This is a genomic window from Pseudomonas sp. Mb7, from assembly GCF_054790525.1.
On sequence record NZ_CP186501.1, the window covers coordinates 4,015,001 to 4,041,897 of the forward strand.

General features: G+C 58.6%; 18 protein-coding genes, 4 tRNA genes and 1 riboswitch (2 of these 23 running past the window's edge). Of the genes, 5 read left to right on the forward strand and 17 right to left on the reverse strand.

Going from position 1 to position 26,897, the window contains the following annotated elements; genetic code table 11:
* Positions 1-4 carry the 3' end of a PA3371 family protein gene (locus tag ACOYXH_RS18075; RefSeq protein WP_095048111.1) on the forward strand. The gene continues 176 nt to the left of window position 1, outside the view, so 4 of the gene's 180 nt are visible here — the last part of the coding sequence; its start codon lies beyond the left edge, outside the window; it ends in the stop codon at positions 2-4.
* Here the strand turns inward: ACOYXH_RS18075 and phnN are convergent.
* Positions 1-548, reverse strand: partial view of a phosphonate metabolism protein/1,5-bisphosphokinase (PRPP-forming) PhnN gene (gene phnN, locus ACOYXH_RS18080; protein WP_095048112.1) — the 5' portion only. 22 nt of this gene lie to the left of the window's left edge; 548 of the gene's 570 nt are visible here — the first part of the coding sequence; its start codon is at positions 546-548; its stop codon lies beyond the left edge, outside the window. The genes ACOYXH_RS18075 and phnN overlap by 26 nt on opposite strands.
* Before the next feature lie 390 nt (positions 549-938).
* On the opposite strand from phnN, the gene ACOYXH_RS18085 reads away from it, so the two are divergent.
* Positions 939-1,265, forward strand: a complete 327-nt coding sequence (locus ACOYXH_RS18085; RefSeq protein ID WP_003178899.1) for an Arc family DNA-binding protein — start codon at positions 939-941, stop codon at positions 1,263-1,265.
* Positions 1,266-1,378: 113 nt separating this feature from the next.
* Here ACOYXH_RS18085 and mgtE read toward each other — a convergent pair whose 3' ends face one another.
* Positions 1,379-2,821: a magnesium transporter gene (mgtE, locus tag ACOYXH_RS18090; RefSeq protein ID WP_460413250.1), complete on the reverse strand. Its 1,443-nt coding sequence runs from the start codon at positions 2,819-2,821 to the stop codon at positions 1,379-1,381.
* 321 nt (positions 2,822-3,142) lie between these two features.
* On the opposite strand from mgtE, the gene ACOYXH_RS18095 reads away from it, so the two are divergent.
* Entirely contained in the window at positions 3,143-3,661 is a 519-nt protein-coding gene (locus ACOYXH_RS18095) for a cell envelope protein SmpA (protein WP_095048114.1), read from the forward strand.
* A gap of 19 nt (positions 3,662-3,680) precedes the next feature.
* On the opposite strand, the gene ACOYXH_RS18100 is transcribed toward ACOYXH_RS18095, so the two are convergent.
* The 8 genes from ACOYXH_RS18100 to ltaE all read right to left on the reverse strand — a co-directional run bounded on the left by ACOYXH_RS18100 (position 3,681) and on the right by ltaE (position 9,792).
* Positions 3,681-3,757 (reverse strand) — tRNA-Arg (locus ACOYXH_RS18100).
* A gap of 71 nt (positions 3,758-3,828) precedes the next feature.
* A tRNA-Arg gene (locus tag ACOYXH_RS18105) sits at positions 3,829-3,905 on the reverse strand.
* Between the two features lie 72 nt (positions 3,906-3,977).
* Positions 3,978-4,054 (reverse strand) — tRNA-Arg (locus ACOYXH_RS18110).
* 107 nt (positions 4,055-4,161) lie between these two features.
* Positions 4,162-4,252: transfer RNA gene (locus ACOYXH_RS18115), tRNA-Ser, on the reverse strand.
* 62 nt (positions 4,253-4,314) lie between these two features.
* Positions 4,315-4,503: a carbon storage regulator CsrA gene (gene csrA / locus ACOYXH_RS18120; protein ID WP_002554426.1), complete on the reverse strand. Its 189-nt coding sequence runs from the start codon at positions 4,501-4,503 to the stop codon at positions 4,315-4,317.
* Positions 4,504-4,690: 187 nt separating this feature from the next.
* Positions 4,691-5,932, reverse strand: coding sequence for an aspartate kinase (locus ACOYXH_RS18125; protein WP_007919332.1), 1,242 nt, complete (start codon positions 5,930-5,932; stop codon positions 4,691-4,693).
* 90 nt (positions 5,933-6,022) lie between these two features.
* Entirely contained in the window at positions 6,023-8,641 is a 2,619-nt protein-coding gene (alaS, locus tag ACOYXH_RS18130; RefSeq protein WP_095048115.1) for an alanine--tRNA ligase, read from the reverse strand.
* Between the two features lie 146 nt (positions 8,642-8,787).
* Positions 8,788-9,792: a low-specificity L-threonine aldolase gene (gene ltaE, locus ACOYXH_RS18135; RefSeq protein WP_258708689.1), complete on the reverse strand. Its 1,005-nt coding sequence runs from the start codon at positions 9,790-9,792 to the stop codon at positions 8,788-8,790.
* A 198-nt stretch (positions 9,793-9,990) separates the two neighbouring features.
* Positions 9,991-10,162: riboswitch (FMN riboswitch) on the forward strand.
* A gap of 101 nt (positions 10,163-10,263) precedes the next feature.
* Here ltaE and ACOYXH_RS18140 point away from each other — a divergent pair.
* Complete coding sequence (locus ACOYXH_RS18140) at positions 10,264-10,773, forward strand: 6,7-dimethyl-8-ribityllumazine synthase (protein ID WP_095048117.1); 510 nt, start codon at positions 10,264-10,266, stop codon at positions 10,771-10,773.
* Between the two features lie 152 nt (positions 10,774-10,925).
* Here ACOYXH_RS18140 and astE read toward each other — a convergent pair whose 3' ends face one another.
* From astE to ACOYXH_RS18175, 7 genes are all read right to left on the reverse strand, one after another.
* Positions 10,926-11,936 (reverse strand): succinylglutamate desuccinylase, encoded by a 1,011-nt coding sequence (gene astE / locus ACOYXH_RS18145; protein WP_320413375.1) that lies wholly within the window; start codon positions 11,934-11,936, stop codon positions 10,926-10,928.
* 12 nt (positions 11,937-11,948) lie between these two features.
* Entirely contained in the window at positions 11,949-12,239 is a 291-nt protein-coding gene (locus tag ACOYXH_RS18150) for a hypothetical protein (protein ID WP_016983958.1), read from the reverse strand.
* Between the two features lie 57 nt (positions 12,240-12,296).
* Positions 12,297-13,643 carry an N-succinylarginine dihydrolase gene (astB, locus tag ACOYXH_RS18155; RefSeq protein WP_095048119.1) on the reverse strand — a complete coding sequence of 449 codons (1,347 nt, stop codon included), beginning with the start codon at positions 13,641-13,643 and terminating at the stop codon, positions 12,297-12,299.
* Positions 13,644-13,806: 163 nt separating this feature from the next.
* Positions 13,807-15,276, reverse strand: a complete 1,470-nt coding sequence (gene astD, locus ACOYXH_RS18160) for a succinylglutamate-semialdehyde dehydrogenase (protein WP_460410885.1) — start codon at positions 15,274-15,276, stop codon at positions 13,807-13,809.
* A complete protein-coding gene (gene astA / locus ACOYXH_RS18165) occupies positions 15,273-16,298 on the reverse strand; it encodes an arginine N-succinyltransferase (protein WP_095048121.1) in 1,026 nt (341 codons plus the stop codon). The genes astD and astA overlap by 4 nt, the downstream gene beginning before the upstream one ends.
* A 51-nt stretch (positions 16,299-16,349) precedes the next feature.
* Positions 16,350-17,369: an arginine/ornithine succinyltransferase subunit alpha gene (gene aruF, locus ACOYXH_RS18170; protein WP_007951057.1), complete on the reverse strand. Its 1,020-nt coding sequence runs from the start codon at positions 17,367-17,369 to the stop codon at positions 16,350-16,352.
* A 215-nt stretch (positions 17,370-17,584) separates the two neighbouring features.
* Positions 17,585-18,805, reverse strand: coding sequence for an aspartate aminotransferase family protein (locus ACOYXH_RS18175; protein WP_008077923.1), 1,221 nt, complete (start codon positions 18,803-18,805; stop codon positions 17,585-17,587).
* Between the two features lie 304 nt (positions 18,806-19,109).
* On the opposite strand from ACOYXH_RS18175, the gene ACOYXH_RS18180 reads away from it, so the two are divergent.
* The gene (locus ACOYXH_RS18180; RefSeq protein ID WP_460409856.1) at positions 19,110-26,897 is read left to right on the forward strand and encodes a dermonecrotic toxin domain-containing protein; all 7,788 of its coding nucleotides are present in this window, start codon (positions 19,110-19,112) and stop codon (positions 26,895-26,897) included.

A 26,897-nucleotide genomic window follows, 5' to 3' on the forward strand; every position in this document is an offset into this window, starting at 1 on the left:
CTGAGCCTGATCAGACGCAAAAGATCACTGACGGCCTCCGCCAGCTCCCCGGAATTATCAATGACATTTACCGGCTCATCACTTGACCGCCTATCCTTGAACAACATATTGCGATCCAGTCTTGCGTCAATTTGCTCAAGCGTTTCTCGACCGCGCTTGAGCAGACGCTCTCGCAACACCTCACCCCGAACTGTCAGCAAAACTGGCAGCAGCGCGGGATAGCGCTCCATTGCTTGACGCAGATTGGCCCGGGAACCATTGACCAATACATGCCGTCCGGCATTCAGCCATTGATCCATTTCCACTGGAATCCCGTAGGCGAGACCATTGGCACGCCAGGCCAATGAAAATTCGCCGGCGCGCTCACGCTGCTCAAACTCATCCGGTGTCACCCCAACAGCATCCTCCCCCACCGATTCGGCAGATCGCGTGATCACCCGACGCATCACTTCACAGTTCAATGCACGTAAGGGGGCTCGCGCAGCCTCGATCAAACTGTCCTTGCCTGACCCGGACGGCCCCATCAAGTAAATTAGCTTGCCATCCATCCTGAAAACGCCCTCCAGCAGGTGTATGCCACTAGTAAATCGGCAATTTGCCACTATCCTGTACAGGTAAGGAACAAGGATGCAGAACCCGCATAGCATGCACGTTCTGATGCTATCGGACATCAATTGATGTGCAGCAGGAAGCGGACAAGGATGCGGACAGAGGTGAAGATTTCTAACCAGTCCGCATTTCTGATAATTGGTGCTGGCATTACGCCTTTACCCAGCTCAATATTTGTCACAGAATTGACGCCAATGATCTGGCAATTTTGAGGCATGATGCGGGCCTCTTAACAATTCAGGTTGAACCATTTGGCGCGGATGCTTGTCCTACCACACATCCTGCGGCCAATCCCGAGAACCGCTCCCCTGAACTAACCGGTTAAATATATGCGCCCATTGAAACAGGCAATTTATTCCAGCCGTACGGCTGACAAGTTCGTCGTACGTCTGCCAGACGGAATGCGTGAACGCATTGCCGAGGTGGCTCGCAATCATCATCGCAGCATGAACTCCGAGATCATTGCGCGCCTTGAGCAGAGTCTTATTCAGGAAGGTGCACTGGGCGAAGAGCTGAGCATGCGCCTGGACAGCCCGGAACTGTCGTTGCACGAGCGCGAGCTGTTGCAACGTTTCCGCCAGCTGTCTCATCGTCAGCAAAACGCTTTGGTGTCCTTGATTGCCCATGACGCCGAAATGGCAGCAGACGCGTCCTGAGCCATACCGAACATCTCAAGCCAGCTTAATTGCTGGCTTTTTTTTGCGCGGCATTTGAGATTTCGCAGCCACAAAAAAGCCCGCCAATTGGCGGGCTGTTTCGCTAATACCGATCAGAGCAGGAAGATTGTCGCCAGCCCGAGGAAGATGAAGAAACCACCGCTGTCCGTCATCGCAGTGATCATCACGCTCGCCCCCATCGCCGGATCTCGCCCCATCTTCGCCAGGGTCATAGGGATCAACACCCCCATCAACGCAGCCAGCAATAGATTCAGCGTCATCGCTGCCGTCATTACCACGCCCAACGACCAACTGCCGTAGAGCAGATAAGCAACGACGCCGATCACACCGCCCCAGACCAAGCCGTTAATCAAGCCCACCGCCAACTCCTTGCGCATCAGACGCGAGGTATTGCCAGTGCTGACTTGGTCGAGCGCCATGGCGCGAACAATCATGGTGATCGTCTGGTTACCGGAATTGCCGCCGATACCCGCCACGATCGGCATCAGCGCTGCGAGCGCTACCAGCTTCTCGATCGAGCCTTCGAACAGACCGATCACTCGAGAGGCGACAAACGCAGTGATCAGGTTGACCGCCAGCCATGCCCAACGGTTGCGTAAAGACTTCCAGACGGAGGCGAAGATGTCTTCCTCTTCACGCAAACCGGCCATGTTGAGAACTTCGCTCTCGCTTTCTTCACGAATCAGGTCGACCATTTCGTCGATCGTCAGACGGCCGATCAACTTGCCGTTCTTGTCGACTACAGGGGCCGAGATCAAGTCGTAACGCTCGAACGCCTGAGCGGCGTCGTAAGCATCTTCGTCCGGATGGAAACTCACCGGATCGCTGGCCATCACCTCGGCAACCTGTTTCTCCGGATCGTTGACCAGCAGACGCTTGATCGGCAACACACCCTTGAGCACGCCGTCGTAATCGACCACAAACAGCTTGTCGGTGTGGCCGGGGAGCTCTTCGAGTCGACGCAGATAACGCAGAACCACTTCGAGACTGACATCCTCACGGATGGTGACCATCTCGAAGTCCATCAACGCACCGACCTGCTCGTCGTCGTATGACAGGGCCGACCGTACGCGTTCACGTTGCTGGTTATCCAGACTCTCCATCAGCTCATGGACGACGTCTCGCGGCAGCTCGGAAGCCAGGTCAGCAAGTTCGTCGGCGTCCATGTCCTTGGCCGCAGCCAAGAGCTCGTGATCGTCCATGTCGGCGATCAGCGTTTCACGAACGGAGTCGGATACTTCGAGAAGAATGTCGCCGTCGCGATCAGCCTTGACCAATTGCCAGAGCGTCAGACGATCGTCCAGCGGCAAGGCTTCAAGGATGTAGGCGACGTCGGCAGAGTGCAGATCATCAAGCTTGCGTTGCAGCTCGACGAGATTTTGTCGGTGAACCAGATTTTCGACGCGATCGTGATGCGCGCCTTCCTGGCGGTGAGTCAGGTCTTCCACGACCCGCTGACGCTGCAGCAGTTCGACGACCTGAGCCAGGCGATCCTGCAGGCTTTCTTGTGTTTTCTTTACTTCGATTTCAGACATAGGCGAACTCCACTCCCAGCAGCGGGGCACGCCGGAAGGATCAATCAGTCAATTCATGATTGGTGAAACTATTTACTGAGTAACTACTGGGTAAGTCCATGGAGGTTTTCCATAAGCCCCGGCGGGGCTGACGGGCGCAATGATACACCGCCTGACGGTTTAAAACGTTAAAAAATCGCGGTCGAAACAAGCGCTTGCGAAACAAACCTGAGCACTGTCCTGATCCCTGCAAATGCGACGACTCATCCTGAAAAGAAAACACACCGGCGCTTAAAAATGTAGCGACTACTCTTGAGCGTAGATCGTCATGGAGGACGCCGAATGCCATTGAAACCATCCCACCTTGTGCTCACCTGTCTGCTCTGCCTGCCGCCCACCGGGGCCGCCCTTACCCTCCATCGTTGCGAAGCCGATGATGGCAGCATCACCTTCACCTCGATGAGCTGTGCGCACGGCGAGCAGCGCTCAGCACAGGAAGTCCACCCCTATTCCCCCGGATCAGTCGTGGCGGTGATGCCGGAACACAACCATGAAGAAATATCCGGGATGACAACAAAAACTCGAGCACTGGGGATTGTTGGTCACGCTGAAGACAGATGCGGAAACCTGATCGACGCCAGGCAACGTCGCGAAGCGATCATCAATCGCCGTGTCATTGCCGGCATGAGCCAACAAGATGTCGAGAGCGCGCTAGGTAAACCGCACAAGGTAAATATCCGAACATCGACGACGAGCTATCGATACGACCTCAAGCGAGGACGTTCGGCTCAAATTGATTTTGACGAGCGAGGATGCGTGAAAGCAAAAGCCAAATCCCGGACAGCAAAAAGCCCGCGTTAAACGCGGGCTTTTTGGTATATGGTGCACTCGACAGGATTCGAACCTGTGACCGCTCGGTTCGTAGCCGAGTACTCTATCCAGCTGAGCTACGAGTGCATTTGTGTTTTTAGACCAGACCACAACTGGCTGAAACCAAGTTATTCACATTGCTGCAACTAACTCTTAAATGGTGCACTCGACAGGATTCGAACCTGTGACCGCTCGGTTCGTAGCCGAGTACTCTATCCAGCTGAGCTACGAGTGCATTTGTGTTTGTTAGACCAGATCACACCTGGTTGAAGCCAAGTCATTTACATTGCTGTAACTGACTCTTAAATGGTGCACTCGACAGGATTCGAACCTGTGACCGCTCGGTTCGTAGCCGAGTACTCTATCCAGCTGAGCTACGAGTGCATTTGTTGCGCCGCATTATAGCCCGTCTAATCTCTATTCCAACCACTTTTTCTATTAATTTCAACAACTTACAGAAAAAGCCAGATTACAACGTACTAAGCAAATAATGGCGGAGAACGGGGGATTCGAACCCCCGACACCCTTTTGAGGTGTACTCCCTTAGCAGGGGAGCGCCTTCGGCCACTCGGCCAGCTCTCCGCAACACGGGGCGTATCTTAACCAACCTTTTCCCCGTTTGCAAACATAAAAATCGATAAAAATTAATGGCTTGGTTCTTCGTCCTTCTCTTTCTTTATACGCAGGTAAATTTCCTCACGGTGCACGGCAACCTCTTTCGGGGCGTTGACGCCGATACGCACTTGGTTTCCTTTAACGCCGAGCACGGTCACGGTGATTTCGCCATCACCGATAATCAGGCTTTCTGCGCACCGACGAGTCAGAATCAGCATACCTTTCTCCTCACGCAATTCATTTCAGGGACAACAGTCTGCAAAAAAAAGGCACCCGACCTACAACCGGAGCGATCGTAGCCCTACATGCCTGAGTATTGACCAGCGCGAGCAAAAGAACAGTTCAGGGCTCGCGCCATTCAAAAAATAAAGGGCGCGGTCAGACCGCGCCCTTCAAGAAACGGAATTACTCGCCCTGACGGGCCGGAGCATCCAGTTCGAAAGCCGTGTGCAGGGCGCGCACGGCCAGTTCCAGGTACTTCTCTTCAATCACCACGGAAACCTTGATTTCCGAGGTCGAGATCATCTGGATGTTGATGCTTTCTTTCGCCAGGGATTCGAACATGCGGCTGGCCACGCCTGCGTGGGAACGCATGCCGACGCCGACGATCGAGACCTTGGCAATCTTGGTGTCGCCAACCACTTCACGGGCACCGATCTCGCGAGCGGTGTTTTCCAGCACGGTCTGTGCGGCCTGGTAGTCGTTGCGGTGCACGGTGAAGGTGAAGTCGGTGGTGTTATCGTGCGCGACGTTCTGCACGATCATGTCGACTTCGATGTTCGCGGCACTGATCGGGCCGAGAATCTTGAACGCCACGCCCGGGGTGTCTGGCACACCACGGATGGTCAGCTTGGCTTCATCGCGGTTGAAAGCGATGCCGGAAATGATCGGCTGTTCCATGGTTTCCTCTTCATCAATAGTAATGAGGGTGCCCGGACCCTCCTTGAAGCTGTGCAGTACGCGCAGCGGAACGTTGTACTTGCCGGCGAATTCCACCGCACGGATCTGCAACACCTTAGAACCGAGGCTGGCCATTTCCAGCATCTCTTCAAAGGTAATCTTGTCCAGACGCTGAGCGACCGGCACAACGCGCGGGTCGGTGGTGTAGACACCATCAACGTCGGTGTAGATCTGGCACTCGTCAGCCTTCAACGCGGCAGCCAGTGCCACGCCGGTAGTGTCGGAACCGCCACGACCGAGGGTGGTGATGTTGCCGTGCTCGTCGACGCCCTGGAAACCGGCGACAACCACCACGCGACCTGCTTTCAGATCACCGCGAATCTTCTGGTCATCAATCTGCAAGATACGCGCTTTATTGTGCGCACTGTCGGTCAGGATCCGCACCTGATTACCGGTGTACGACACCGCCGGCACACCGCGCTTGATCAGCGCCATGGCCAGCAGGGCAATCGTCACCTGCTCGCCGGTGGAAACAATCACGTCCAGCTCACGCGGAACCGGTTGAGTGTCGCCACTGATTTGCTTGGCCAGATCGATCAGACGGTTGGTTTCGCCGCTCATTGCAGACAGCACAACCACCAGGTCATCGCCGGCATCGCGGAATTTCTTAACCTTGTCGGCGACCTGCTCGATTCTCTCGACGGTACCGACCGAGGTGCCTCCAAACTTCTGTACGATCAAAGCCATTTCAAAGCCGCCTCTGCCCATGAAGGGCGCCCAATAATCACTCGAACAGCCGCCGGACCCGCCACTAGACTGCGGGCCGGGCGGACTGCCTTATAAACCCTGCTCGACGAATGGAACGGTCAGCGCCAAAGCACCATCCAGTGCGCCGGCGTCGACACCGCCGCCCTGCGCCATGTCCGGACGACCACCGCCCTTCCCGCCCACTGCCGCAGCAGCCTGCTTCATCAAATCACCGGCTTTGAGTTGGCCAGTCAGGTCCTTGGTTACGCCTGCAACCAGTACGACCTTTTCCTCATGGACACTGCCGAGCAGGATCACTGCGCGGCCGAGTTTGTTTTTCAGCTGATCAACCAGCGCCAGCAGCGCCTTGCCGTCCTGACCATCCAGACGTGCGGCCAGAACCTTCACACCCTTGACGTCCACTGCCGAGTTCGACAGATCGTCGCCCGCGGCACTGGCAGCCTTGGCCTGTAACTGCTCCAGCTGTTTCTCCAGTTGGCGGTTGCGCTCCAGCACAGCCGACAGCTTGTCGATCAGGTTGTCGCGGCTGCCCTTGACCAGGCTGGCCGCTTCCTTGAGTTGTTCTTCTGCCGCGTTCAAGTAAGCCAGTGCTGCAGCACCGGTGACTGCCTCGATACGACGCACGCCTGATGCCACACCGCCTTCGCTGATGATTTTCAGCAGACCGATATCGCCGGTACGGTTGGCGTGGATACCGCCACACAGTTCGACGGAGAAATCGCCGCCCATGCTCAGCACGCGCACGTTGTCGCCATACTTCTCGCCGAACAGCGCCATGGCGCCTTTGTTCTTCGCGGTTTCGATGTCGGTTTCTTCGGTTTCAACCGCGGAGTTCTTACGGATCTCCGCGTTGACGATGTCTTCCAGCGCTTTGATCTGTTCCGGCTTGATCGCTTCAAAGTGGCTGAAGTCGAAACGCAGACGCTGGCTATCCACCAACGAACCTTTCTGCTGAACGTGCTCGCCCAAGACCTGACGCAATGCAGCGTGCAGCAAGTGCGTGGCCGAGTGGTTCAGCGAGGTAGCGTGACGCACTTCGGCATCGACGTGGGTTTCCACTGGCGCGCCAATGGTCAGGCTGCCCGAGTCCAGCACGCCGTGGTGCAGAAAGGCGCCACCGGTCTTGGTGGTGTCACGTACGTCGAAACGCGCGTTACCTGCCTGCAGGAAACCGCAGTCGCCGATCTGGCCGCCGGATTCAGCGTAGAACGGCGTCTGATTCAGAACGATCACCGCCTCTTCGCCTTCATTCAAGACGTCGACCGACTGACCATCTTTATAGATAGCGACAATTTTTGCCGAACCGCTGGTGTCTTTGTAACCGGTGAATTCGGTGGCGACATCAACCTTGACCAGGGTGTTGTAGTCCAAACCGAAGGAGCTGGCCGAACGCGCGCGAACACGCTGGGCTTCCATCTCACGTTCGAAACCGGCTTCGTCGACAGTCAGGCTGCGCTCGCGGGCGATGTCGGCGGTCAGGTCCATCGGGAAACCGTAGGTGTCGTAGAGTTTGAACACCACGTCGCCCGGCACCACGGTGCCTTTGAGTTCCAGCAGATCCTGCTCGAGGATCTTCAGGCCGTGCTCCAGCGTTTTGGAGAACTGCTCTTCTTCAGCCTTGAGCACACGTTCGATGTTGCTCTGCTGCTTCTTCAGTTCCGGGAACGCTTCGCCCATCTCGGCGACCAGCGCCGCGACGATCTTGTAGAAGAAGCTGCCGGTGGCGCCCAATTTGTTACCGTGACGGCAAGCGCGACGGATGATCCGGCGCAGTACATAACCGCGACCTTCGTTGGACGGCAGCACGCCGTCGGCGATCAGGAAGCCGCACGAACGGATGTGGTCGGAAACAACCTTGAGCGAAGACTGGTCGCCATTTTCGCAACCGATGGCTTCAGCGGAGGCCTTCAGCAGGTTCTTGAACAGGTCAATGTCGTAGTTGGAATTGACGTGCTGCATCACCGCACTGATCCGCTCCAGGCCCATGCCGGTATCGACCGACGGCGCTGGCAACGGATGCAACACGCCATCGGCGGTGCGGTTGAACTGCATGAACACGTTGTTCCAGATCTCGATGTAACGGTCGCCGTCTTCTTCCGGCGAGCCCGGTGGGCCGCCCCAGATGTGGTCGCCGTGATCGTAGAAAATCTCGGTGCATGGGCCGCACGGGCCGGTATCGCCCATGGTCCAGAAGTTGTCGGAGGCGTAAGGCGCGCCTTTGTTGTCGCCGATGCGGATCATGCGCTCGACCGGCACACCGATTTCTTTGGTCCAGATGTCATACGCTTCGTCGTCGGAGGCGTAGACAGTGACCCAGAGTTTTTCCTTCGGCAGTTTCAGAACGCCGGTCAGGAAGGTCCAGGCAAAGGTAATCGCGTCGTGCTTGAAATAGTCGCCGAAGCTGAAGTTACCGAGCATTTCGAAGAATGTGTGGTGACGAGCGGTATAACCGACGTTTTCCAGGTCGCTGTTCTTGCCACCGGCACGCACGCATTTCTGGCTGCTGGTCGCGCGGGTGTACGCACGTTTTTCCTGGCCCAGGAAGCAGTCCTTGAACTGGTTCATCCCCGCGTTAGTGAACAGCAGGGTCGGGTCGTTGCCCGGAATCAAAGAGCTGGAGGCTACACGGGTGTGGCCTTGCTCTTCGAAGAAGCGAAGGAAGGCTTCACGGATTTCTGCGCTTTTCATTAGGTTCTTCCACGGAGGCTGCGGCCAAAGGCCTGTTCGAAACGTCAACAGACGAAGCGACGGCAAAGGGCCGCATTATATCGGCCCTGCGCGCGGGGTACAGCGTGTTTATACGATAGAAACGGTCAATTGGACGGCTAACGCTATCACTTGCGCGAAAACTCGACGAATGTCGCGATCACTTGCTCGATTTGCGAGCGTTTGACGTCCATGTGCGTGACCATGCGCAGACGTGCGGCAGCGCTCAACTTGATCCCGCGTTCGGCGGCAAAGGCCTTGATCGCTTCAGCTTTTTCACCCATTTGCACATAAACCATGTTGGTTTGCACCGGTTCGACGATGAAACCTGCTTCACTCAAGCCCTCGGCCAGTAACTGTGCGTTGGCATGGTCGTCTGCCAGACGATCAACATTGTGGTCCAGCGCATACAGCCCCGCCGCTGCCAGCAGCCCGGCCTGACGCATGCCGCCGCCAACCATTTTGCGCAAGCGACGAGCCTTGCCGATCAATTGCTCAGAGCCACATAGCACTGAGCCCACCGGCGCGCCAAGGCCTTTGGACAGGCACACCGACACCGAATCAAAGTACCGAGTGATTTCCCGAGCATCGACGCCCAGCTTGATTGCCGCGTTGTAAAGGCGCGCGCCGTCGAGGTGCAGTTGCAAGCCTTTGTCCTGAGTGAAGCGGCGGGCGCGGGCCAGATACTCCAGCGGCAGGACTTTGCCTTGCATGGTGTTTTCCAGCGCCAGCAAACGAGTCCGGGCGAAATGGAAGTCGTCAGGCTTGATCGCCGCCGCGACCTGATCCAGATCCAGCGAACCGTCGGCCTGCACTTCCAGCGGCTGCGGCTGGATCGAGCCCAGCACCGCCGCGCCACCGCCCTCATATTTGTAGGTGTGCGCCTGCTGGCCAACGATGTATTCGTCGCCGCGCTCACAGTGCGCCATCAACCCCAACAGATTGCTCATGGTGCCCGTCGGTACGAACAATGCGGCAGCAAAACCCAATCGCTTGGCCAGTTCGGCCTCGAGACGATTGACCGTCGGATCTTCGCCGTAAACGTCATCACCGGTGTCCGCTGCGGTCATCGCATCGAGCATGGCGGGAGTCGGTTGGGTGACGGTGTCGCTGCGAAGATCGATAACGCTCATGAACCTGGCCTCTAATCAGCAGGGGAAATCCCTTTACGAAGTTGAATTACTGCGGTCATCGCTCGGATTAATCAACCCTTGCGCAAGGAAAAGTCGTTTCGAACCGCCAGAAAATTCGATGGCAATCATCAGAAAGGCGCAATGCACACAGCCACAATCTGTGTTAAAAACGCTGCGCCGCCCGATAAAGGGCGGCAAAAACGTTCTCAGGGCGGGGTGCAATTCCCCACCGGCGGTAATTGCGCGCAATGCGCATAGCCCGCGAGCGCTTGGCGACGAACACAGCTTGGGTTGTGCGCGGTGGCAAGGTCAGCAGACCCGGTGTGATTCCGGGGCCGACGGTCATAGTCCGGATGAAGAGAGAACGGGATTAACGCCAAAGGGCCGTCCGCGCGATGTTGTGCGTGTGCGCACCCTTGAATCCCTTTCGATTCATAACGCCCTGTTTTTCACACAAACAGGAGTCAGAACATGCAACCCACCGCTATCGACAGCAAAAGCAAACACCCTCACGGCGAGCGCGTCGCGTTCATTCAGGCCTGCTGGCACAAGGAAATCGTCGACCAGAGCCGTAAAGGCTTCGTCGCCGAAATGCTTGCCTTGGGTTATCAGGAATCGGACATCGACATCTTCGAAGTCGGCGGCGCTTTTGAAATGCCTCTGCACGCCAAGTTGCTGGCCAGAACCGGTCGTTATGCCGGCATCGTCGCCGCAGCCCTGGTCGTGGACGGCGGCATCTACCGTCACGAGTTCGTCGCTCAGTCGGTGGTCAGCGGCCTGATGCAAGTGCAGCTGGAAACTGAAGTGCCGGTGTTCTCGGTGTCCCTGACGCCGCATCACTTCCATGCCGGTGACGAGCATCAGAAGTTCTTCTTTGAGCACTTTGTACACAAGGGCCAGGAAGCGGCGCGGACTTGCGCCGATACGTTGCGCAAGGTTCGCGCACTGCGCCGCACCGAGCCGCATGCTGTAGCGGTCTGACGCCGAGTGAGGTTTTGACCTCACTCAAATCAAATGTGGGAGCGAGCCTGCTCGCGAAGAGGAACTGCCAGTCGATGATAAGTTGACTGATAGACCGCTTTCGCGAGCAGGCTCGCTCCCACATTGGGTTTGTGCCGGTTTAGAGATCGCTGTCAGGCGAGGTTTTCGTCGGTGGCCGGCACGATCAGGATGCCCGCGCGCAAGCCGTTCTTGACCTTGGGATTGGGAAAGATGATGCGTGCTCCCTCCTCCTCAATCACCCAACGGGTATTGGCCAAATCCTCGGCCAGCACGTAACCCACTTCCAACTCTGAAAAGTTTTCGATGTCCTGCGGCAGGTTCAGGCGGAATGCATCGCTGTGCTTGATGATTTCCCGGGCGACGCTGAACAGCTGCAAACCGTCCAGCTGCGCTTCAGCCATTTCCGGCTCAGTGCCTTCGATGATCTGCTGCAGACGAGTCTCCAATAGCGAGACATTGACCCCGTCGTTCTGCCCGAACGGCCGCGCCTTGCCCAGTTCCAGCGTGAAAGCCTCGGCACCGAGCTTGTCGTAGGTGTACGAGCTGAAGACGATCGACGGTTTGTTCTGCAACAGCACCGCTTCCATCCCGGCAGCACGCAGACGTGCCAGCTCCAGACGCGAATGCTGGCGACCTTCCTTCCACGGATACAACGCGAATTGCTCGATCTTCGAGCCTCGAATCGCCGTGTGCAGGTCGTAGTGCAGACGCTGGCGATCCGGCAGGCTGAAGAAACTCGCCGCCAGACGTTCCAGCTCACAGGCACGCAGCGCTTCGCTGCCACTGCTTTGTTCATGACGGCCGTTGAACAGCCGATTGACGTCCTGCTCGACGAAACGCTCGCCCTTGCGAATCGCTTCCGGGTTGCCGAACAGGAACAGAATGCGTGCGCGCGGCTTCAGGTCACCGCGAGCGATATCGTGCAGCAGCCGATCAAGCAACTCGATCGGCGCTGTCTCGTTGCCGTGGATGCCTGCCGACAGCAGCAGGTCCAGGCCATTGTCGCGCGCTTGCGGTGGCCGGACTTCCAGCGCACCTTCGCTCAACCAGCGCATACGCACGCCTTCGACAGTCAGTTGAGTCTTCTCCGCCGGTTCACGGCCGGCGAGGGTCAGTTCAAGCAGTTTGCCGAGGGCGAGCATAGAGCGGTTTCCTTAGTGATCGTGGTTGCAATCCGGGCCGTGCACGTGGTCTTCGTCGTCGCCGACGTCAGCCGGTTCCATTTCCAGTTGCAGACTTACCAGATTAGTCGCCAATGGGCGCAGCAGCAGGTTGGCGTACTCGGCGTCACCTTCTTCAACGTCCACGCCAATTAGCAGTTGGCCACGGCCGTCCTGCTGGATCCACAGCTCTTTGCCTTGCCACATGACCGCGACGCGGGTGCACGAGGTTTGCAGTTGCGTGCCGTCGGTGTCTTCAAGGATCAACTGCAGGGAATCGCTCATGTTTTTACTCTCTTCGGGAGACAAGCCGCGCGCCGCGTTCTGGCGACGCGCCGGCCATCAATTGATCTGGAATGGATAAACCGCGCCCAGTTTAAGGATTTGCGTCAGTTCATCCAGTGCCGTCCGGCATTCAAGCAGCAATTGCGGATCCGCCAGATCGGTTTCGCTCAGGCGGTCGCGGTAGTGCTTTTCAACCCATGCGGTCAACGAACCGTACAACGGTGGCGTCATGATAACCCCTGGGTTGACCGCCGCCAGTTCGGTTTCGTTAAGCGCGACGCGCAGTCGCAGGCACGCCGGGCCACCACCGTTCTGCATGCTTTGCTTGAGATCGAAGACTTTCACTTCGCGAATCAGACCGCCGGAGCTGGTCAGGCTTTGCAGATAAGCCCAGACGCGCTCGTTGGCCTGGCACTCTTGCGGCACGATCAGCAGCATCGAGCCGTCAGGACGCGAGAGCAACTGGCTGTTGAACAGGTAGGAACGCACCGCATCATCCACGGTGACTGCCGAACGCGGCACACACACGGACTGGAAGTTGCCGCCGACTTTGGCGAGCTTGCTTTGCAGTTCGGCGAGCATCTGATCGGTCTCGAGGAATGCATCTTCGTGATAGAACAACACTTCACCGTTACCGACGGCGATCACGTCGTTGTGGAACACGCCCTGATCGATCACGTTCGGGTTCTGCTGCGCGTAAACCACGCCTTCGTCTCGCAGACCGTGCAGACGCGCGACCGCTTGCGAGGCTTCGAGGGTCTGGCGCGCCGGGTATTTCTGTGGCGCCGGGAAACGGTTGTCGAACGCACTGCGGCCGAACACGAAAAACTCGACGCCCGCCTCGCCATACTCTCGACAGAAACGCGTGTGGTTGGCCGCGCCTTCGTCACCGAATTGCGCTACCGCTGGCAATGCCGCGTGATGCGCGAAGTGCTGCTGATTGGCGAACATCGCGCCGAGCACACGGCTGGTGGTCGGGTGCTCGATGCTGCGGTGGTATTTGCAGTTGAGGTTGGCGGCGGTGAAATGCACGCGACCGTCTGCGGTGTCGGCACTCGGGCTGACAGTCGCGGCGTTAGCCACCCACATGCTCGACGCGGAGCAGCTGGCGACCAGCAGCGGCATCGCCTCTTTGGCGGCGCGCTCGATCACTTGCGCGTCGGTGCCGCTGAAGCCCAGACGGCGCAGGGCGGCCACGTCCGGACGTTCCTGTGGCGCCAGCACGCCCTGCTGAAAGCCCATTTCCATCAGCGCTTTCATCTTCGCCAGACCTTGCAAGGCCGCTTCCTTCGGGTTCGAAGACTGCTGGCTGTTGCTCTGGGAGGCAACGTTACCGTAGGACAGACCGCCGTAGTTATGGGTCGGCCCCACTAGACCGTCAAAATTGACTTCATAGGATTTCATCAGCGAGGCTCCACGAGAATCTGTTGTTATAGGCTTCAGTAACTATTCTTTTAGACCGAGGCGCGGCCTTCGCGAGCAGGCTCGCTCCCACAGGATTTATGTTGAACACAATATGTGTGAACACCACTGAACCTGTGGGAGCGAGCCTGCTCGCGAATGGGCATCACGCCATCTTCACGCCGGGCGTCAGGGCAGCAGGCAACACCAGGCTTGGGGTTTCCAGCGAGGCCACCGGGTACGCGCAGTAATCCGCCGCGTAATAGGCGCTGGCGCGGTGGTTGCCCGAAGCGCCGACACCACCGAACGGCGCGCTGCTCGCAGCACCGGTCAGTTGTTTGTTCCAGTTGACGATACCGGCGCGGCTTTCCACCCAGAACTGCTGATAACGCGCTTCAGAATCCGACAACAGACCTGCGGCCAGGCCGTAAGCAGTGTCGTTGGCTTCAGCGATCGCCGCTTCGAAATCGGTGTAGCGGATTACTTGCAGCAACGGGCCGAACAGCTCTTCGTCCGGGCGATCGGCAACTGCGGTGACATCGACGATTCCCGGGGTCAGCAGCGCGGCTTGGGCCTGCGGCTGAGTCATTTCCAGCAGCGACACGGCGCCGTTGGCCAACAGATGTTCTTGAGCATCCATCAGCGCTTTCGCCGCGCCGAGGGAAATCACCGAGCCCATGAATGGGGCTGGTTGCTGATCGAATGCACCGACCTCAATGCTCGCACTGACTTCCACAAGACGCTTGAGCAGGCTGTCGCCCCACGCGCCTTGCGGCACCAGCAGACGGCGTGCACAGGTGCAACGCTGGCCGGCAGAGATGAATGCCGACTGAATGATCGTGTAAACCGCCGCATCCAGATCCGCGACCTGATCAACCACTAGCGGATTATTACCGCCCATTTCCAGCGCCAGAATCTTGTCCGGACGCCCGGCAAACTGCTGGTGCAGATGGTTGCCTGTGCGGCTCGAACCGGTGAAGAACAGGCCGTCGATGCCCGGGTTCGCCGCCAGCGCAATGCCGGTTTCGCGCGCACCTTGCAACAGGTTCAAAACGCCCGCCGGCAGACCGGCCTCGATCCAGCACTTGACCGTCAGCTCGGCGACTTTCGGGGTCAGTTCGCTGGGTTTGAACAGCACGCTGTTGCCGGCCAGCAGCGCCGGAACGATATGGCCGTTCGGCAAGTGCCCTGGGAAATTGTAAGGACCGAACACTGCGACCACGCCGTGTGGTTTGTGGCGCAATACGGCGGTGGCGTCGCCCAACGGGCCGCTCTTCTCGCCGGTACGTTCACGGTAGCTCTGCACCGAGATGGCAATTTTGTTGACCATGCTGGTCACTTCGGTCGCCGATTCCCACAGTGGTTTGCCGGTCTCTTCACCAATGGTGCGAGCCAGTTCGTCAGCGTGGCTTTTCAACGACGCGGCAAAAGCCTCAAGCACAGTGATGCGCTCGTCCAGCGTGCGACGTGCCCAACCCGGAAACGCCTGACGCGCAGCTTGCACAGCCGACTCAACCTGCGCAGCCGTAGCCCCCTCCCCCGACCACAGCACTTGCTGGGTCACCGGGTTCAGCGATTGAAAGGCTTCGCCCTGACCGGCCAGCCACTCACCTGCGATGTATAGCGAATTCATTATTTCGACTCCCGTGCAGCGGACAACGCCACGGCGCGCACTTGATCGCCAGCGTTGAGTTGAAGACGTTTGGCGGTCTGCGGATCGACCACCAGGGTGCCGGCAGCCAGACGCGCCGGCGCAGCGGTGATGCGGCAGTCTTCGCGTTTGCGGTTATGGATGATGAACGGCGTGGCGTCTTCGCCCGGTGTGCCAACAGCGAGCACCAGCGCTTCACTGTCACGTACCGCGCGGATCTTGCCGGTTTCGCATTCAATGGCCGGACCTGCGTCGAAGATGTCGACGTAACCCTGGTAGCTGAAACCTTCGCTCTTGAGCATCGCCAATGCCGGCTCAGTGTCCGGGTGCACCTGACCGATGACGTTACGTGCGCCTTCGGAGAGGAAGCAGGTGTACAGCGGGAATTTCGGCATCAGCTCAGCAATGAACGCCTTGTTGCCGACACCGGTCAGGTAATCGGCCTGGCTGAATTCCATCTTGAAGAAGTGACGACCGAGACTTTCCCAGAACGGTGAACGGCCGGCGTCATCGGACACACCGCGCATTTCGGCGATGATCTTGTTGCCGAACAATTCAGGGTATTCCGCGATGAACAGCATGCGCGCCTTCGACAGCATGCGACCGTTCAGACCGTTGCGGTAATCGGCGTGCAGGAACAGCGAGCACAGCTCGGAATTGCCGGTCAGATCGTTCGCCAGAAACAGCGTCGGGATCTCGCGGTAGATGTTCAGCTCTTGCGAAGCGCTGACGGTCAGACCGACACGGAAGTTGTACCACGGCTCACGCAGACCAACGGCGCCAGCAATGGCGGAAATCCCTACCACGCGGCCATCGTCGTCTTCGAGCACGAACAGGTAGTCCGCGTCGCCACGGCCAGCTTCGCCGCGAAAGGTCTTCTCGGCCCAGCCGACCCGGTGGGCCAGACGTTCTTCGTTGGCCGGCAATGTGGTCAGGCCGGTGCCGGTGCTGCGGGCCAGGTCGATCAGAGCGGATAAATCGCTGCTGCGTACGGGACGAACAATCATGCTATCTCCTCAAACGGGCCGCCTTCGCCACCCGTGAAACTCGCTAAGGCGTTAAACCGCCACCAGGCGCACGCTGGCACCTTCACCGACGCCCAGGGCTTCGGCCGCTTCCAGATCCAGAGTCACCGGTTTGCCCGGCGCGTAATCCAGCTCCAGCAACACCGCGCGGTAATCCTGCAGCTGCGCGTTAGCCACCAGATACTGACGCCCGGCACCTTTCACCGGCTCGCCGATCTTCACCGGCACCACGCGGCTCTGAGCGATCGAACGGATCCCCGACACACGTGCATGCAGGGTCGGACCACCGTCGAAAATGTCGATGTAGTGATCGGTCTCGAAGCCTTCGCGCATCAGGATGTCGAAGGTGATCTGCGCACGCGGGTGCACCTGGCCCATCGCCTCTTGGGCGGAATCCGGCAGCAGCGGTACGTAGATCGGGTAATGCGGCATAAGCTCGGCGAGGAACGTACGGCTTTTCAGCCCGCACAGACGCTCGGCTTCAGCGTAATTGAGGTCGAAGAAGTTGCGACCAATGGCATCCCAGAATGGCGAGTCGCCGTTCTCATCGCTGTAACCGACGATCTCGGTCACCACCGAATCGGCGAAACGCTCCGGGTGACTGGCGACAAACAGCAGACGGCCACGGGAGTTGAGCTCGGACCACGGCGAACCGACCAGCTCGCGCTGCACGTAGAAACTGGTCAGCAAGCTGTTGCCGGTCAGGTCGTGGCACTGCGAAAGCACGTGGATCTTGTTGTGGATCTTCAGCTCACGGGAGGCATGCACGAACGTCTCGTTGCGGAAGCTGTAGAACGGCTCCGAGTAACCGGCCGAAGCAACAATCGCCGAGCAGCCGACCAGCTTGCCGGTGGCGGTGTCTTCGAGGACGAAGAAATAGCTTTCCTCACCGTTGAAGCTCACTTCGGCAGCAAACGAGGCTTCGCTCGCGGCAATCTTGTCGCTCAGACGTTCCACGTCATCCGGCAAGGAAGTGACACCAATCGGGCTGTCCGCAGCCAGACGCTGTACCTCGCCCAGATCAGCCATTTGCGCGGGGCGCATCACCAGCATGGTGTCACTCCTTTCTCTTATAAATTCACAGAAAAAAAATAACCGGGCCTACATGGAGATCAATGTAGGAGTGAGCCTGCTCGCGATTGCGGTCTGTCAGAAACCAATGAGTTGACTGACACACCGCAATCGCGAGCAGGCTCACTCCTACAGTTGATCTGGTCCGGCATAAAATTTTGATCGACGCCTGAAAACTCCAGGCGCCGAAGGGTCTATCAGGCTTGCGTCAGTGCAGCAGCCGCGCGCTCGAAACGATCCAGACCGGCATCGATATCAGCGTCTTCCACCACCAGGCTCGGGGCAAAACGAATCACGTCCGGGCCGGCTTGCAGAATCATCAGGCCTTCTTTTTCAGCGGCGTTGAAGATGTCTTTGGCCTTGCCTTTCCAGGCATCGCTCAGCACGCAACCGATCAGCAGGCCGAGGCCACGCACCTGAGTGAACAGGCCGTATTTCTCGCCGATCTGCTCAAGGCGCGCCTTGAACTTGTCGTGCTTGGCGTTCACGCCGTTCAGCACTTCAGGGGTGTTGATCACATCGATCACCGCTTCAGCGACCGCACACGCCAGCGGGTTGCCGCCGTAGGTGGTGCCGTGAGTGCCGACGACCAGATGTTTGGCCAGCGCTTCGGTGGTCAGCATCGCCGCAATCGGGAAACCGCCGCCCAGGCTCTTGGCGCTGGTCAGGATGTCCGGGGTCACGCCGTAATGCTGGTAAGCGAACAGCTTGCCGCTGCGGCCCATGCCGGTCTGCACTTCGTCGAACACCAGCAGCGCGTTGTTCGCGTCGCACAGTTCGCGGGCACCTTGCAGGTAAGCCAGTTCGGCCGGCAGTACGCCGCCCTCGCCCTGAATCGGTTCCAGCACGACCGCGCAGGTCTTGTCGGAAACCGCAGCTTTCAGCGCGGCCAGGTCGTTGTAAGGCACGTGGGTGATGCCGGTGATTTTCGGGCCGAAACCGTCGGAGTACTTCGACTGGCCACCGACGTTGACGGTGAACAGGGTACGACCGTGGAAGCTGTTCAGCGCCGCAATGATTTCGTACTTCTCAGTGCCGAAACGGTCGAACGCAACGCGACGGGCCAGCTTGAACGCGGCCTCGTTGGCTTCAGCGCCCGAGTTGCAGAAGAACACGCGCTCGGCGAACGTGGCATCGATCAGCTTGTGCGCCAGGCGCAGGGCTGGTTCGTTGGTGAACACGTTGGACACGTGCCACAGCTTGTTCGCCTGTTCGGTCAGTGCACCGACCAGCGCCGGGTGCGCATGGCCCAATACGTTAACGGCAATCCCGCCGGCGAAGTCGATCAGCTCGCGGCCGGCCTGATCCCAGACGCGGGAACCGGCGCCACGCACCGGAATGAAAGCGGCAGGCGCGTAGTTGGGAACCATTACCTGGTCGAAATCGGCGCGTTGTACCGCAGCGTGCTCAACGGACATCGGAGTCTCCTGAAGAGGAACACTCGCCTGAAACTGGCGAGCTTGGTGAGGATTGTAAGGACAGTTTTCAGCCCGGCCTTGTCGCCAAGCGACAACTTCTTATAGCGCAAACCCCGGATTTTCCCGGGTTTACGGCAATGCGACATATAGCGTCGCAAAGGCGCAGTTTAACTGGCACCGTCGATTTGCGGCAGGCTGCAGAGAATACCAACTCAACCCTGCGACAAAGATATAAATATGTACCGCACAAGGGTGGCCGGTTGCTGATTTGCTGCGCGTTCTTTTCAACGCCAAGGAATGGCCCATGCACCTGACTCAGCGACACCCTCCGACAGCCTCGACCGCCACGAACAACGCGCTGCATCCAGACGATCATTACCTGCCGCTGAAAAATGCCTTGCCCGATTGGCTCGGCGCCGCGACACCGACTCGCCGCCTGGCACTCACGAACAGCCTGCCGCGCCTGTCCCTCACTCTCCAGTCGGCACCTGCCGAGCAACATCAGCAGATGAATAGCCTCAACGCCACGCAATGGGCCGCGCAAAGCAAGGTCGATCAAAGCCTGGAGCACTTGCAGGACGCCAGCACCTTTGCCGAGCCCTTGCTCCAGCAAGAACTGAAAAACTGGTTCGGCCTGGACCTGGATGTGCGCAACACCTTCGTGCGCCTGTACATCCCCGCAACCACTCCGTGGTTTCCGATCCGCACCGGCACGCGCGCCTGGACCGTGTCGTTACTGGAGGCCGCGCTGCACAACTTCGAGGAATCGGAAACCCGTGACGATGCCTTCGAAGCTGACTCGACCTTCGTCACTCGTCCCACCGTCAGCGGCCAGTTCAGTCCCCTGCCGGCGATCAAGGCGAAAATGAGCATCGCCGCTTTCACCCGATTGTGCCGAAGACTGGACATCGGCGCGCGATACAAGGCCCATCTCAAAGACAACCTCGGCTATACCGATCCGATGGTGGCCACCGTGCTGCGCAACAAAATCGATGACAGCCAGAAAGCCGCGATGAAAGCCGCCCTGCAGTGGGCGCGGATGAACCGCGATGTGTCGGAAAGCTATTTTCGCTTGATCGATGCCGTGCTCGACGGCATGAAAGGCCTGTACATCAGCGGGGCAGCGGTGTTGTGCCATGACATGGGGATGCTGTGCGCACCGCTGACCGGTATCGTCGTGTTTGCCCCAGACCTGTACGCCTCGCGAGACCCGGCAAGGGTGGTGGCTTATGTCCCCGATGATCCCGAGCACCCTTTCAAGGAATACGCCTCGACCTACGACCTGGTCGCTGAACTGACCCGCCAGTTGCGCTCGAAAGACTACCAGCAGTTTTTCAGCCGATTCGTGAACCACGAACATCGAGGTGTTTTCTTCAGCACCCTCAATAGCCGCTTGAGCCAGATCATGTGGCACCCGCCCGAGTCCGGCAGCTCGCTGCCCGCATGGCGCGACACCGCTGTCGAGCGCCCGGATCTGCAAACCACGCTGACCGCGTTCCATGACAATCTCTGGCAACACATCCATCACGCGAAACTGAACAAGATCTTCAATGACGCCAGGGTGATCGCCGTACCCACCGCGGTGGTCGACCAAAAAGCGCGCTGGGCCTTCTGGGACTCGGTGAGCAACATCATTTCCACCATCGTGCAGACCGCCGCGCTGATCGTTGCGCCGTTCGTGCCGGTGCTGGGTGAAGCCATGATGGCGTACATGGCCTATCAAATGCTCGATGAAGCGTTCGAAGGCGTCATCGAGTGGGCGCAGGGGCGAACGACCGAAGCCTTGGAACTCTTGATGGGCACCGTGGAATCGATGATCCAGTTGGGCCTGTTCGCCGTGGGCGGTAAGATTGGCGCGGCCGAGTTCCGCAAGATTTTGCCCAAGGAAGTCGTGGCGTTCATCGACCGCTTCAAACCGGTAAAACTGGCCAGTGGCAAGACCCGCTATTGGGAGCCGGATCTCGAACGCTACAAGCACCCGCAGGTTCCAACGGCAGATTCGCAACCCGATGCGCTGGGTTTGCACACGCATCAGGGCAAGCGCCTGCTGCCCTTGGAGGATGCCCACTTTGCAGTAAAAGAAAGCCAGGTGCCGGGGCAGTACCGCATTGAACACCCGAGCCGCCCCGACGCTTACCAACCGGTGGTGCGCCACAATGGCGAAGGCGCCTGGCACACTGAACTCGAGCAACCGCTGGAATGGGATGGCGAGACGGTTCTGCGCCGTATCGGTTCTTCCGTCGAGAGCCTGTCGCCGAACGAGCGCGAAACCGTCTTGCGGATCAGCGGAACCAGCGAAGACGCGTTGCGCAAAATGCATGTCAATCAGGAAAAAGTCCCGCCTTTGCTTGCCGACAGTATCCAGCGCTTCAAGATTGATCAGCAGTTGCAACGCTTCATCGATCAGCTCGAGAGCCATGTCGCCGAAGAGTTTTTGCGCGCTGATCCGGTCACACAGTTGCAGGTGCTCAGCGAATACGGGCGCTGGCCAAGCGATAAGTGCCTGCGTCTGCTCGATCGACAAGGGCAGCAGCTGTGGCAATCGTCTGCGGACGCAAGCCTGCCCGTCACCGAACTGCGCCAGGACAGCCTGCTCGGTGACGACGTGCTTAAAACCCTGCTCTATAGTCTCGACGAGACGCAGATCAAAGCCTTGTTGAACGAACCCTTCGCGGGACCGACACTGTCCATCGAGGTACGCAGCCAGAACCTGCGCAAGCAAGTGGCCGATCTCGCCAAACGCAACAGGAGCGCGCTGTTCGAGACGCGTTATCAGGCCCTTCAGCACCTCGATGATCCGCTGGCGGCACGACTCAAGGCTCACCCTCCCGAACTGCCGGCCAGCATCACCCGCGAACTGCTCGATACCGCGACCGGCAGCGAACTGTTGCAGATCAGCGAAGGACAATTGCCCGCACGCCAGCAGGCACTCATGCAGATGGCCAGTCAGGAGGTGCGCGTTACCCGCGCCTATGAAGGCCTGGAGCTGGACTCGGTGAGCAATTCCGACTCCGACTCTCTGGCGCTGCACAGCCTCAAATTGTTGCCAGGCTGGAGCGGCGATGTACGCATCGAGATCCGGGACAGGCGCTACGAGGGCCCGTTACTGGACACCATCGGCCGTGAAGATGCAGCCGCACACAAGGTTCTGGTTCGCCGCGACGATGGCCAATATCAACCTTACGACGATCGTGGGCAGCAGCTGCATTCGTTCAGCGATTTCTATTCCAGCCTGTTGTACGCATTACCCGACAGCGAGCGCCAGAACCTCGACATCCGGATTGGCCAGGGCCAGGCGCTGAAGGCGACCATTCGCGAACGTACGCTTGAGCGCAACGAGTTGCGTCAGGTGATCGGCGATACGCCGACCCAACCGTCGGCTGTCGACACACTGCGGCTGCTGGGGACCGATGGTTATCCCCCTGCGCCACCACGTCCGCCGCGCCCCAGTTCCCAACCGCGCACACTCGAAGAAGACATCCGGGTGCTCTATCCGCGGATGTCGAACCATGAGGTGGGTTATCTCGCCGAAAGCATGCTACGCAGTCCCGCTGGCCCACGCGCAGAGATACTTCGCTTGCAAAATGACTACCTGCAATTGCAGAACGAACTGCATGTCTGGGCCAACAATCCGCCCGCCATTCACCCCGAAACCGGCATGGCGCTCACGCCGCTGGAGAAGCGCGCCGAAATCCAGAACCGCAGGTTGCTCAGGGACGAGTTACTCAAAAGCTGGCGACGGGAGAACGTCACGCACTACGATCAACAGGGCTTCGCCGCCGGGCACGCCGTGCTGCTTAAGCACGCCATCATCGGCGACTTGCCCGTCCTCTCGAGCGATTTCAGTCATATCACTTCGCTCGGCATTGATGGCAGCCCAATGACCACCTCGGTCGAGCGCTTTTTGCAGTCTTTCAGTCAGTTGCAGATTCTGGATGCGCGCAACCTCAACCTGCCAAGCCTGCCACAAGCGCTGACCTCGATGCGCTCGCTGCGCGAATTGAGATTACGCGATTGCCGAGTCAGCCTGACAACGGTCACCGAGTCGGTGTTCGCCTCTATGCCGCAACTCACTCTGCTCGATCTGGAAGGCAACGCGCTGGGCTTGCCGCCGGACCTGCACTCGATGCCTGCATTGCGTTACGTCAATCTGTCGAATACCGGTATTTACACGGTGCCCGACGATTTGCTGGATCATCCACGCCTGATCTCGGCGCAATTCGATCGCAACCGCATCACCCGGATACCGGAAAGGTTTTTCAACCTGCCCAGCTCCCTCAGCGACGGTTACACCTTTGCTGACAACCCGTTGAGTGCGGCCTCTCGCGAACGGGTGAAAGTGTTCTTCGAGCACACCGGAAAGTACTTCGGTGTACGGCCTGTGCAGGAAGATCTGCAGCGCACGATCGCCTTGTTCCCAGCCCTTGATGCTGAAAAAGCTACACAGGTGTTGTACCGACTGCCCGGGCCGTTGGCCGAATTCGGTGCACAGTTGTCGCGCTGGGAAGATGAACTCGGCGCCCTGAATCTCGAATTCAATCAATGGACCAACCAGGCCGCCGTCCTTGACCCTGAGACGGGCGAACGTCTGCCCCTTGAAGCACAAACCCGCGAACTGGACGCCAGGCGATCCTTTGCGCAACAGATCGAGCAGCTCTGGCGCAGCCCGCCCGGCTACTACCGCCTCAAAGTACTCAGGGCAACGGCAACGTTCACGGGGGATATGCCGACGCTCAGCGCCGGTTTCGAGCACGTTACCCGGCTGGACCTCAACGGCAACGCCAATATCACCAACGCCCTGCGCTTCGTCGAGTGCTTCCCGAACCTGGCCGAGCTGAAAATGAACGGCTTCGAACTGGAGCCGCTTGCGCTTGGCGAAGTAAAACTGCCTCGACTGACCGACCTGGAGCTGAAAAATTGTGGCGTGGTCATGACCCCGGAAAATCAGGCTGTGCTGCTTTCACTCGACAGCCTCGACTCGCTGAACTTGAGTAACAATCCGCTGGGGACGTTCCCCGACCTGAACCTGCTGCCCCAACTGGACGATCTCGACCTGTCCAACTGCGGGCTGACCGTCGTGCCTGAAGGATTGACCAGCCATCCAGGTTTTCGAACCGTGGTGCTTGCGGGGAACCGCATCACGCAACTGCCTGACGCGCTGTTCGACCTTCCCGCCGATCGCAGTGACGCCATTGACCTTGCCGACAACCCGCTATCGGCAGCCTCCCGCGACCAGATCAAGAATTACTTCCGCAGCCATCGAAACGACTTTGACGTACTGGCTGACGAGCAAGACGTTGCCCTCGCCCGGCAGTTGTTTCCCGGTCTGAACGCCCAAGAGGCCAGCGAGATGATCTACGACTTGCCTGGCGACCTGGCCGGCGGTCGAAAACAACTCGTGCGCTGGAGAGCGGAGCTGCAACAGATGCGCGAGGATCTGGCGCGCTGGGCACTGGAAACTCCATCAGCGCACCCGGTTACAGGTCAGGTGCTTAGCGAAGGCGAGCGTCTGGAGCAACAAGACGCGCGTTCCGCCTTCAAGGAGCTCATGGAGGATTTCTGGCGTGAAAGGTCAATTGACACCGGCGCGCGCACCGCGTCTTTTGCGACAGACCTGAAGTTCTTCGGCGAACTGCCCCGCCTGACTGTGAACTTCGATCACGTGACAAGCCTCAAGCTTGCAGGCAATGCAACGACCACAGGCATCGATTCATTTGCTGCCTTGTTCCCGAATCTTCAGGCGCTGGAACTGAAAGCCTTCGCGCTCGATGACATCCCCTCATTCGTCGGGCGCCTCAAGGATCTCAAAGAGCTCAAACTGACTGACTGCGCGCTGACATTCACGCCTGAAGGGCAGCAACTGCTCGGTGCCATGTCCAAACTGCAGTTGCTCGATCTGAGCCACAACCCGCTGACAATCGCACCTGATTTGAACGCCTTGCCAAACCTGACGAGCGTTTCACTTGCCCATACAGATATCAGCAGCGTGCCCGAGGGTATCGCCGAGCATCCGGCTCTTGAAATTCTCCATCTCAATAACAACAACATCACCGAGCTGCCGGACACTTTTTTCAGCTTGAGTGCCGATCAGGCCGACGGCGTATATCTGAACGATAATCCGCTGTCCTTGAATGCTCGCGAGCGCATCAAGCGCTACTACGCCACACAGGGACGCAACTTCCGGGTCAAACCGGCATCGGCTGACATTGCCATGGCGCAAAGACTGTTCCCGCGACTGGGTGACAACGCGGCCATCAACATGATTTATCGCCTGCCCGGGACATTGCTGGCCGGCACGACTCAACTGCTCAGTTGGGAGGCAGAAATCGCCCGAATGATGGGTGATCTCAACGCGTGGCGTGAGCGTCTGCCGGTCAACAATCCGTTGACTGAACTGCCATGGACTGCTCAGGAAAAAGCCACAGAACTCGCCGCCAGACAAGAATTCAGCGACAAGCTTGAGCAACTCTGGCGCGGCCGGCGTAACGACAATTCAGCACTACGGTTCAACACTTTCGATGCCAAGCCGGCGTTTACCGGTGAGTTACCGGAGCTGAGCACCGATTTCACTCACATCACGCATCTCAATCTTCAGGGCAATCCAGGGCTGAAGGTTTCCGGAGGTTTTCTCAGAAGCTTCAGCGGATTGCAGGGACTGGAACTGCAGGGCTTCGGCCTCGGCCGCATACCTCAAGCGCTTCAAAGCCTGTCGTCGCTCGAAACGTTGATGCTGAGCAAGTGCCAGATCACTCTGGATCCTGAAGGACAAGCGATCCTGTCCACGCTGACCCGATTGAAATCGCTGGACTTGTACAGCAACACATTGCAGGCCACGCCCGATGTATCGGCCCTGCAAAACCTGACGTTCATCGATCTGATCAACACCGGGATCGATAGTGTGCCTGCCGGGCTGGAACAGCTGCCGCATCTGGAAGTGGCGTTGCTGAGCGACAACAACATCATCGAACTGCCGGCGGAACTGACGCGTTATTCTGGTCGCGGCATGGAACTGGGCAGCAACCCGCTGTCAGAGGCTTCCAGAGAACGAGTCAAAGCCGCTTTCCAGGCCAAGGCCGACAACTTTGGTATCTCCGCTCGACAGGACGACATCGAACTGGCTCAAAGTCTTTACCCATCGCTGTCCGGTTTCGACGCCAACGATCTTATCTACAGCCTTCCGGGTACGCTGGCCGATGGACGTCTTGAGCTGATGCGCCGCAAAACCGAGCTGACCGGCCTGCTCGACCGCCTGGGCACCTGGGCAAATGAGCCTCCCAGCGATCCTGTAACGCAGATGCCACTTGGGAACGACGCTGCAGCGACGGAAAAACTCAATCGCCAAACCTTCAGGCTCAACCTGGAAAAGGAACTGCGCCTAACGCCCACGTTCCTGACAGATCCAGCGGTTTACTGCGAGTTGTCGTTTACCGGTGAGCTGCCGCCGCTGACCGCACGCTTTGACCACATTGAAAAATTGAATCTGACCACCAAAGCGTCCGCCCCGCCTCGGGTTGATCGTCTGCTGGAGCTTTTTCCCAAGCTCAAAGACATCGACATCCGCAAATTTCCGCTGGGCGAGATTCCCGCCCCGATCTTCGCTATGGACAGGCTGCGCAGCCTGCATCTGCCCGACTGTGGAATCACCCTGACGGAACCGGCTGCAGAGGCCTTCGCAGGCTGGAAAAACCTGAGTTCCGTGGACCTGAGCAACAATCCGCTCAACATTGTTCCAGACCTGAGGCATCTCCCGCAGTTGGACAATCTGCGTCTCGGCAATTGCGCCTTGAGCAAGGTGCCTGACGGTCTGTTCGAGCTGCCTCGATTGACGAGCGCGGACTTGTCCGGGAACGCGATTACCGAGTTGCCAGGCGAGTTTCCTTCACAGCCCGGCGACGCGGTGACCGAATACAACTTCGACGACAACCCCCTTCACCCGGAAAGTCAGCAACGCCTGGACAGATACACCACGGCGTTTAACGAGCAAATGAACGAAAGATGGAGGACGGGGGTCCGGCGCGAACTTGACGACTTCGTGGATTCGGATTTTTCCGATGGCGAGGAGCGACCATTACCATCGACAAGGCATAGCTGA

Bases quoted from the DNA above. Each gene is read 5' to 3' on its own strand.
- ACOYXH_RS18125 (WP_007919332.1), bottom strand. From the start codon at position 5,932: ATGGCTTTGATCGTACAGAAGTTTGGAGGCACCTCGGTCGGTACCGTC.
- ACOYXH_RS18140 (WP_095048117.1), top strand. From the start codon at position 10,264: ATGCAACCCACCGCTATCGACAGCAAAAGCAAACACCCTCACGGCGAG.
- ACOYXH_RS18175 (WP_008077923.1), bottom strand. From the start codon at position 18,805: ATGTCCGTTGAGCACGCTGCGGTACAACGCGCCGATTTCGACCAGGTA.
- csrA (WP_002554426.1), bottom strand. From the start codon at position 4,503: ATGCTGATTCTGACTCGTCGGTGCGCAGAAAGCCTGATTATCGGTGAT.
- mgtE (WP_460413250.1), bottom strand. From the start codon at position 2,821: ATGTCTGAAATCGAAGTAAAGAAAACACAAGAAAGCCTGCAGGATCGC.
- ACOYXH_RS18095 (WP_095048114.1), top strand. From the start codon at position 3,143: ATGCCATTGAAACCATCCCACCTTGTGCTCACCTGTCTGCTCTGCCTG.
- ACOYXH_RS18085 (WP_003178899.1), top strand. From the start codon at position 939: ATGCGCCCATTGAAACAGGCAATTTATTCCAGCCGTACGGCTGACAAG.
- aruF (WP_007951057.1), bottom strand. From the start codon at position 17,369: ATGCTGGTGATGCGCCCCGCGCAAATGGCTGATCTGGGCGAGGTACAG.
- ACOYXH_RS18150 (WP_016983958.1), bottom strand. From the start codon at position 12,239: ATGAGCGATTCCCTGCAGTTGATCCTTGAAGACACCGACGGCACGCAA.
- astA (WP_095048121.1), bottom strand. From the start codon at position 16,298: ATGATTGTTCGTCCCGTACGCAGCAGCGATTTATCCGCTCTGATCGAC.
- astB (WP_095048119.1), bottom strand. From the start codon at position 13,643: ATGAAATCCTATGAAGTCAATTTTGACGGTCTAGTGGGGCCGACCCAT.
- ltaE (WP_258708689.1), bottom strand. From the start codon at position 9,792: ATGAGCGTTATCGATCTTCGCAGCGACACCGTCACCCAACCGACTCCC.
- alaS (WP_095048115.1), bottom strand. From the start codon at position 8,641: ATGAAAAGCGCAGAAATCCGTGAAGCCTTCCTTCGCTTCTTCGAAGAG.
- ACOYXH_RS18180 (WP_460409856.1), top strand. From the start codon at position 19,110: ATGCACCTGACTCAGCGACACCCTCCGACAGCCTCGACCGCCACGAAC.
- astE (WP_320413375.1), bottom strand. From the start codon at position 11,936: ATGCTCGCCCTCGGCAAACTGCTTGAACTGACCCTCGCCGGCCGTGAA.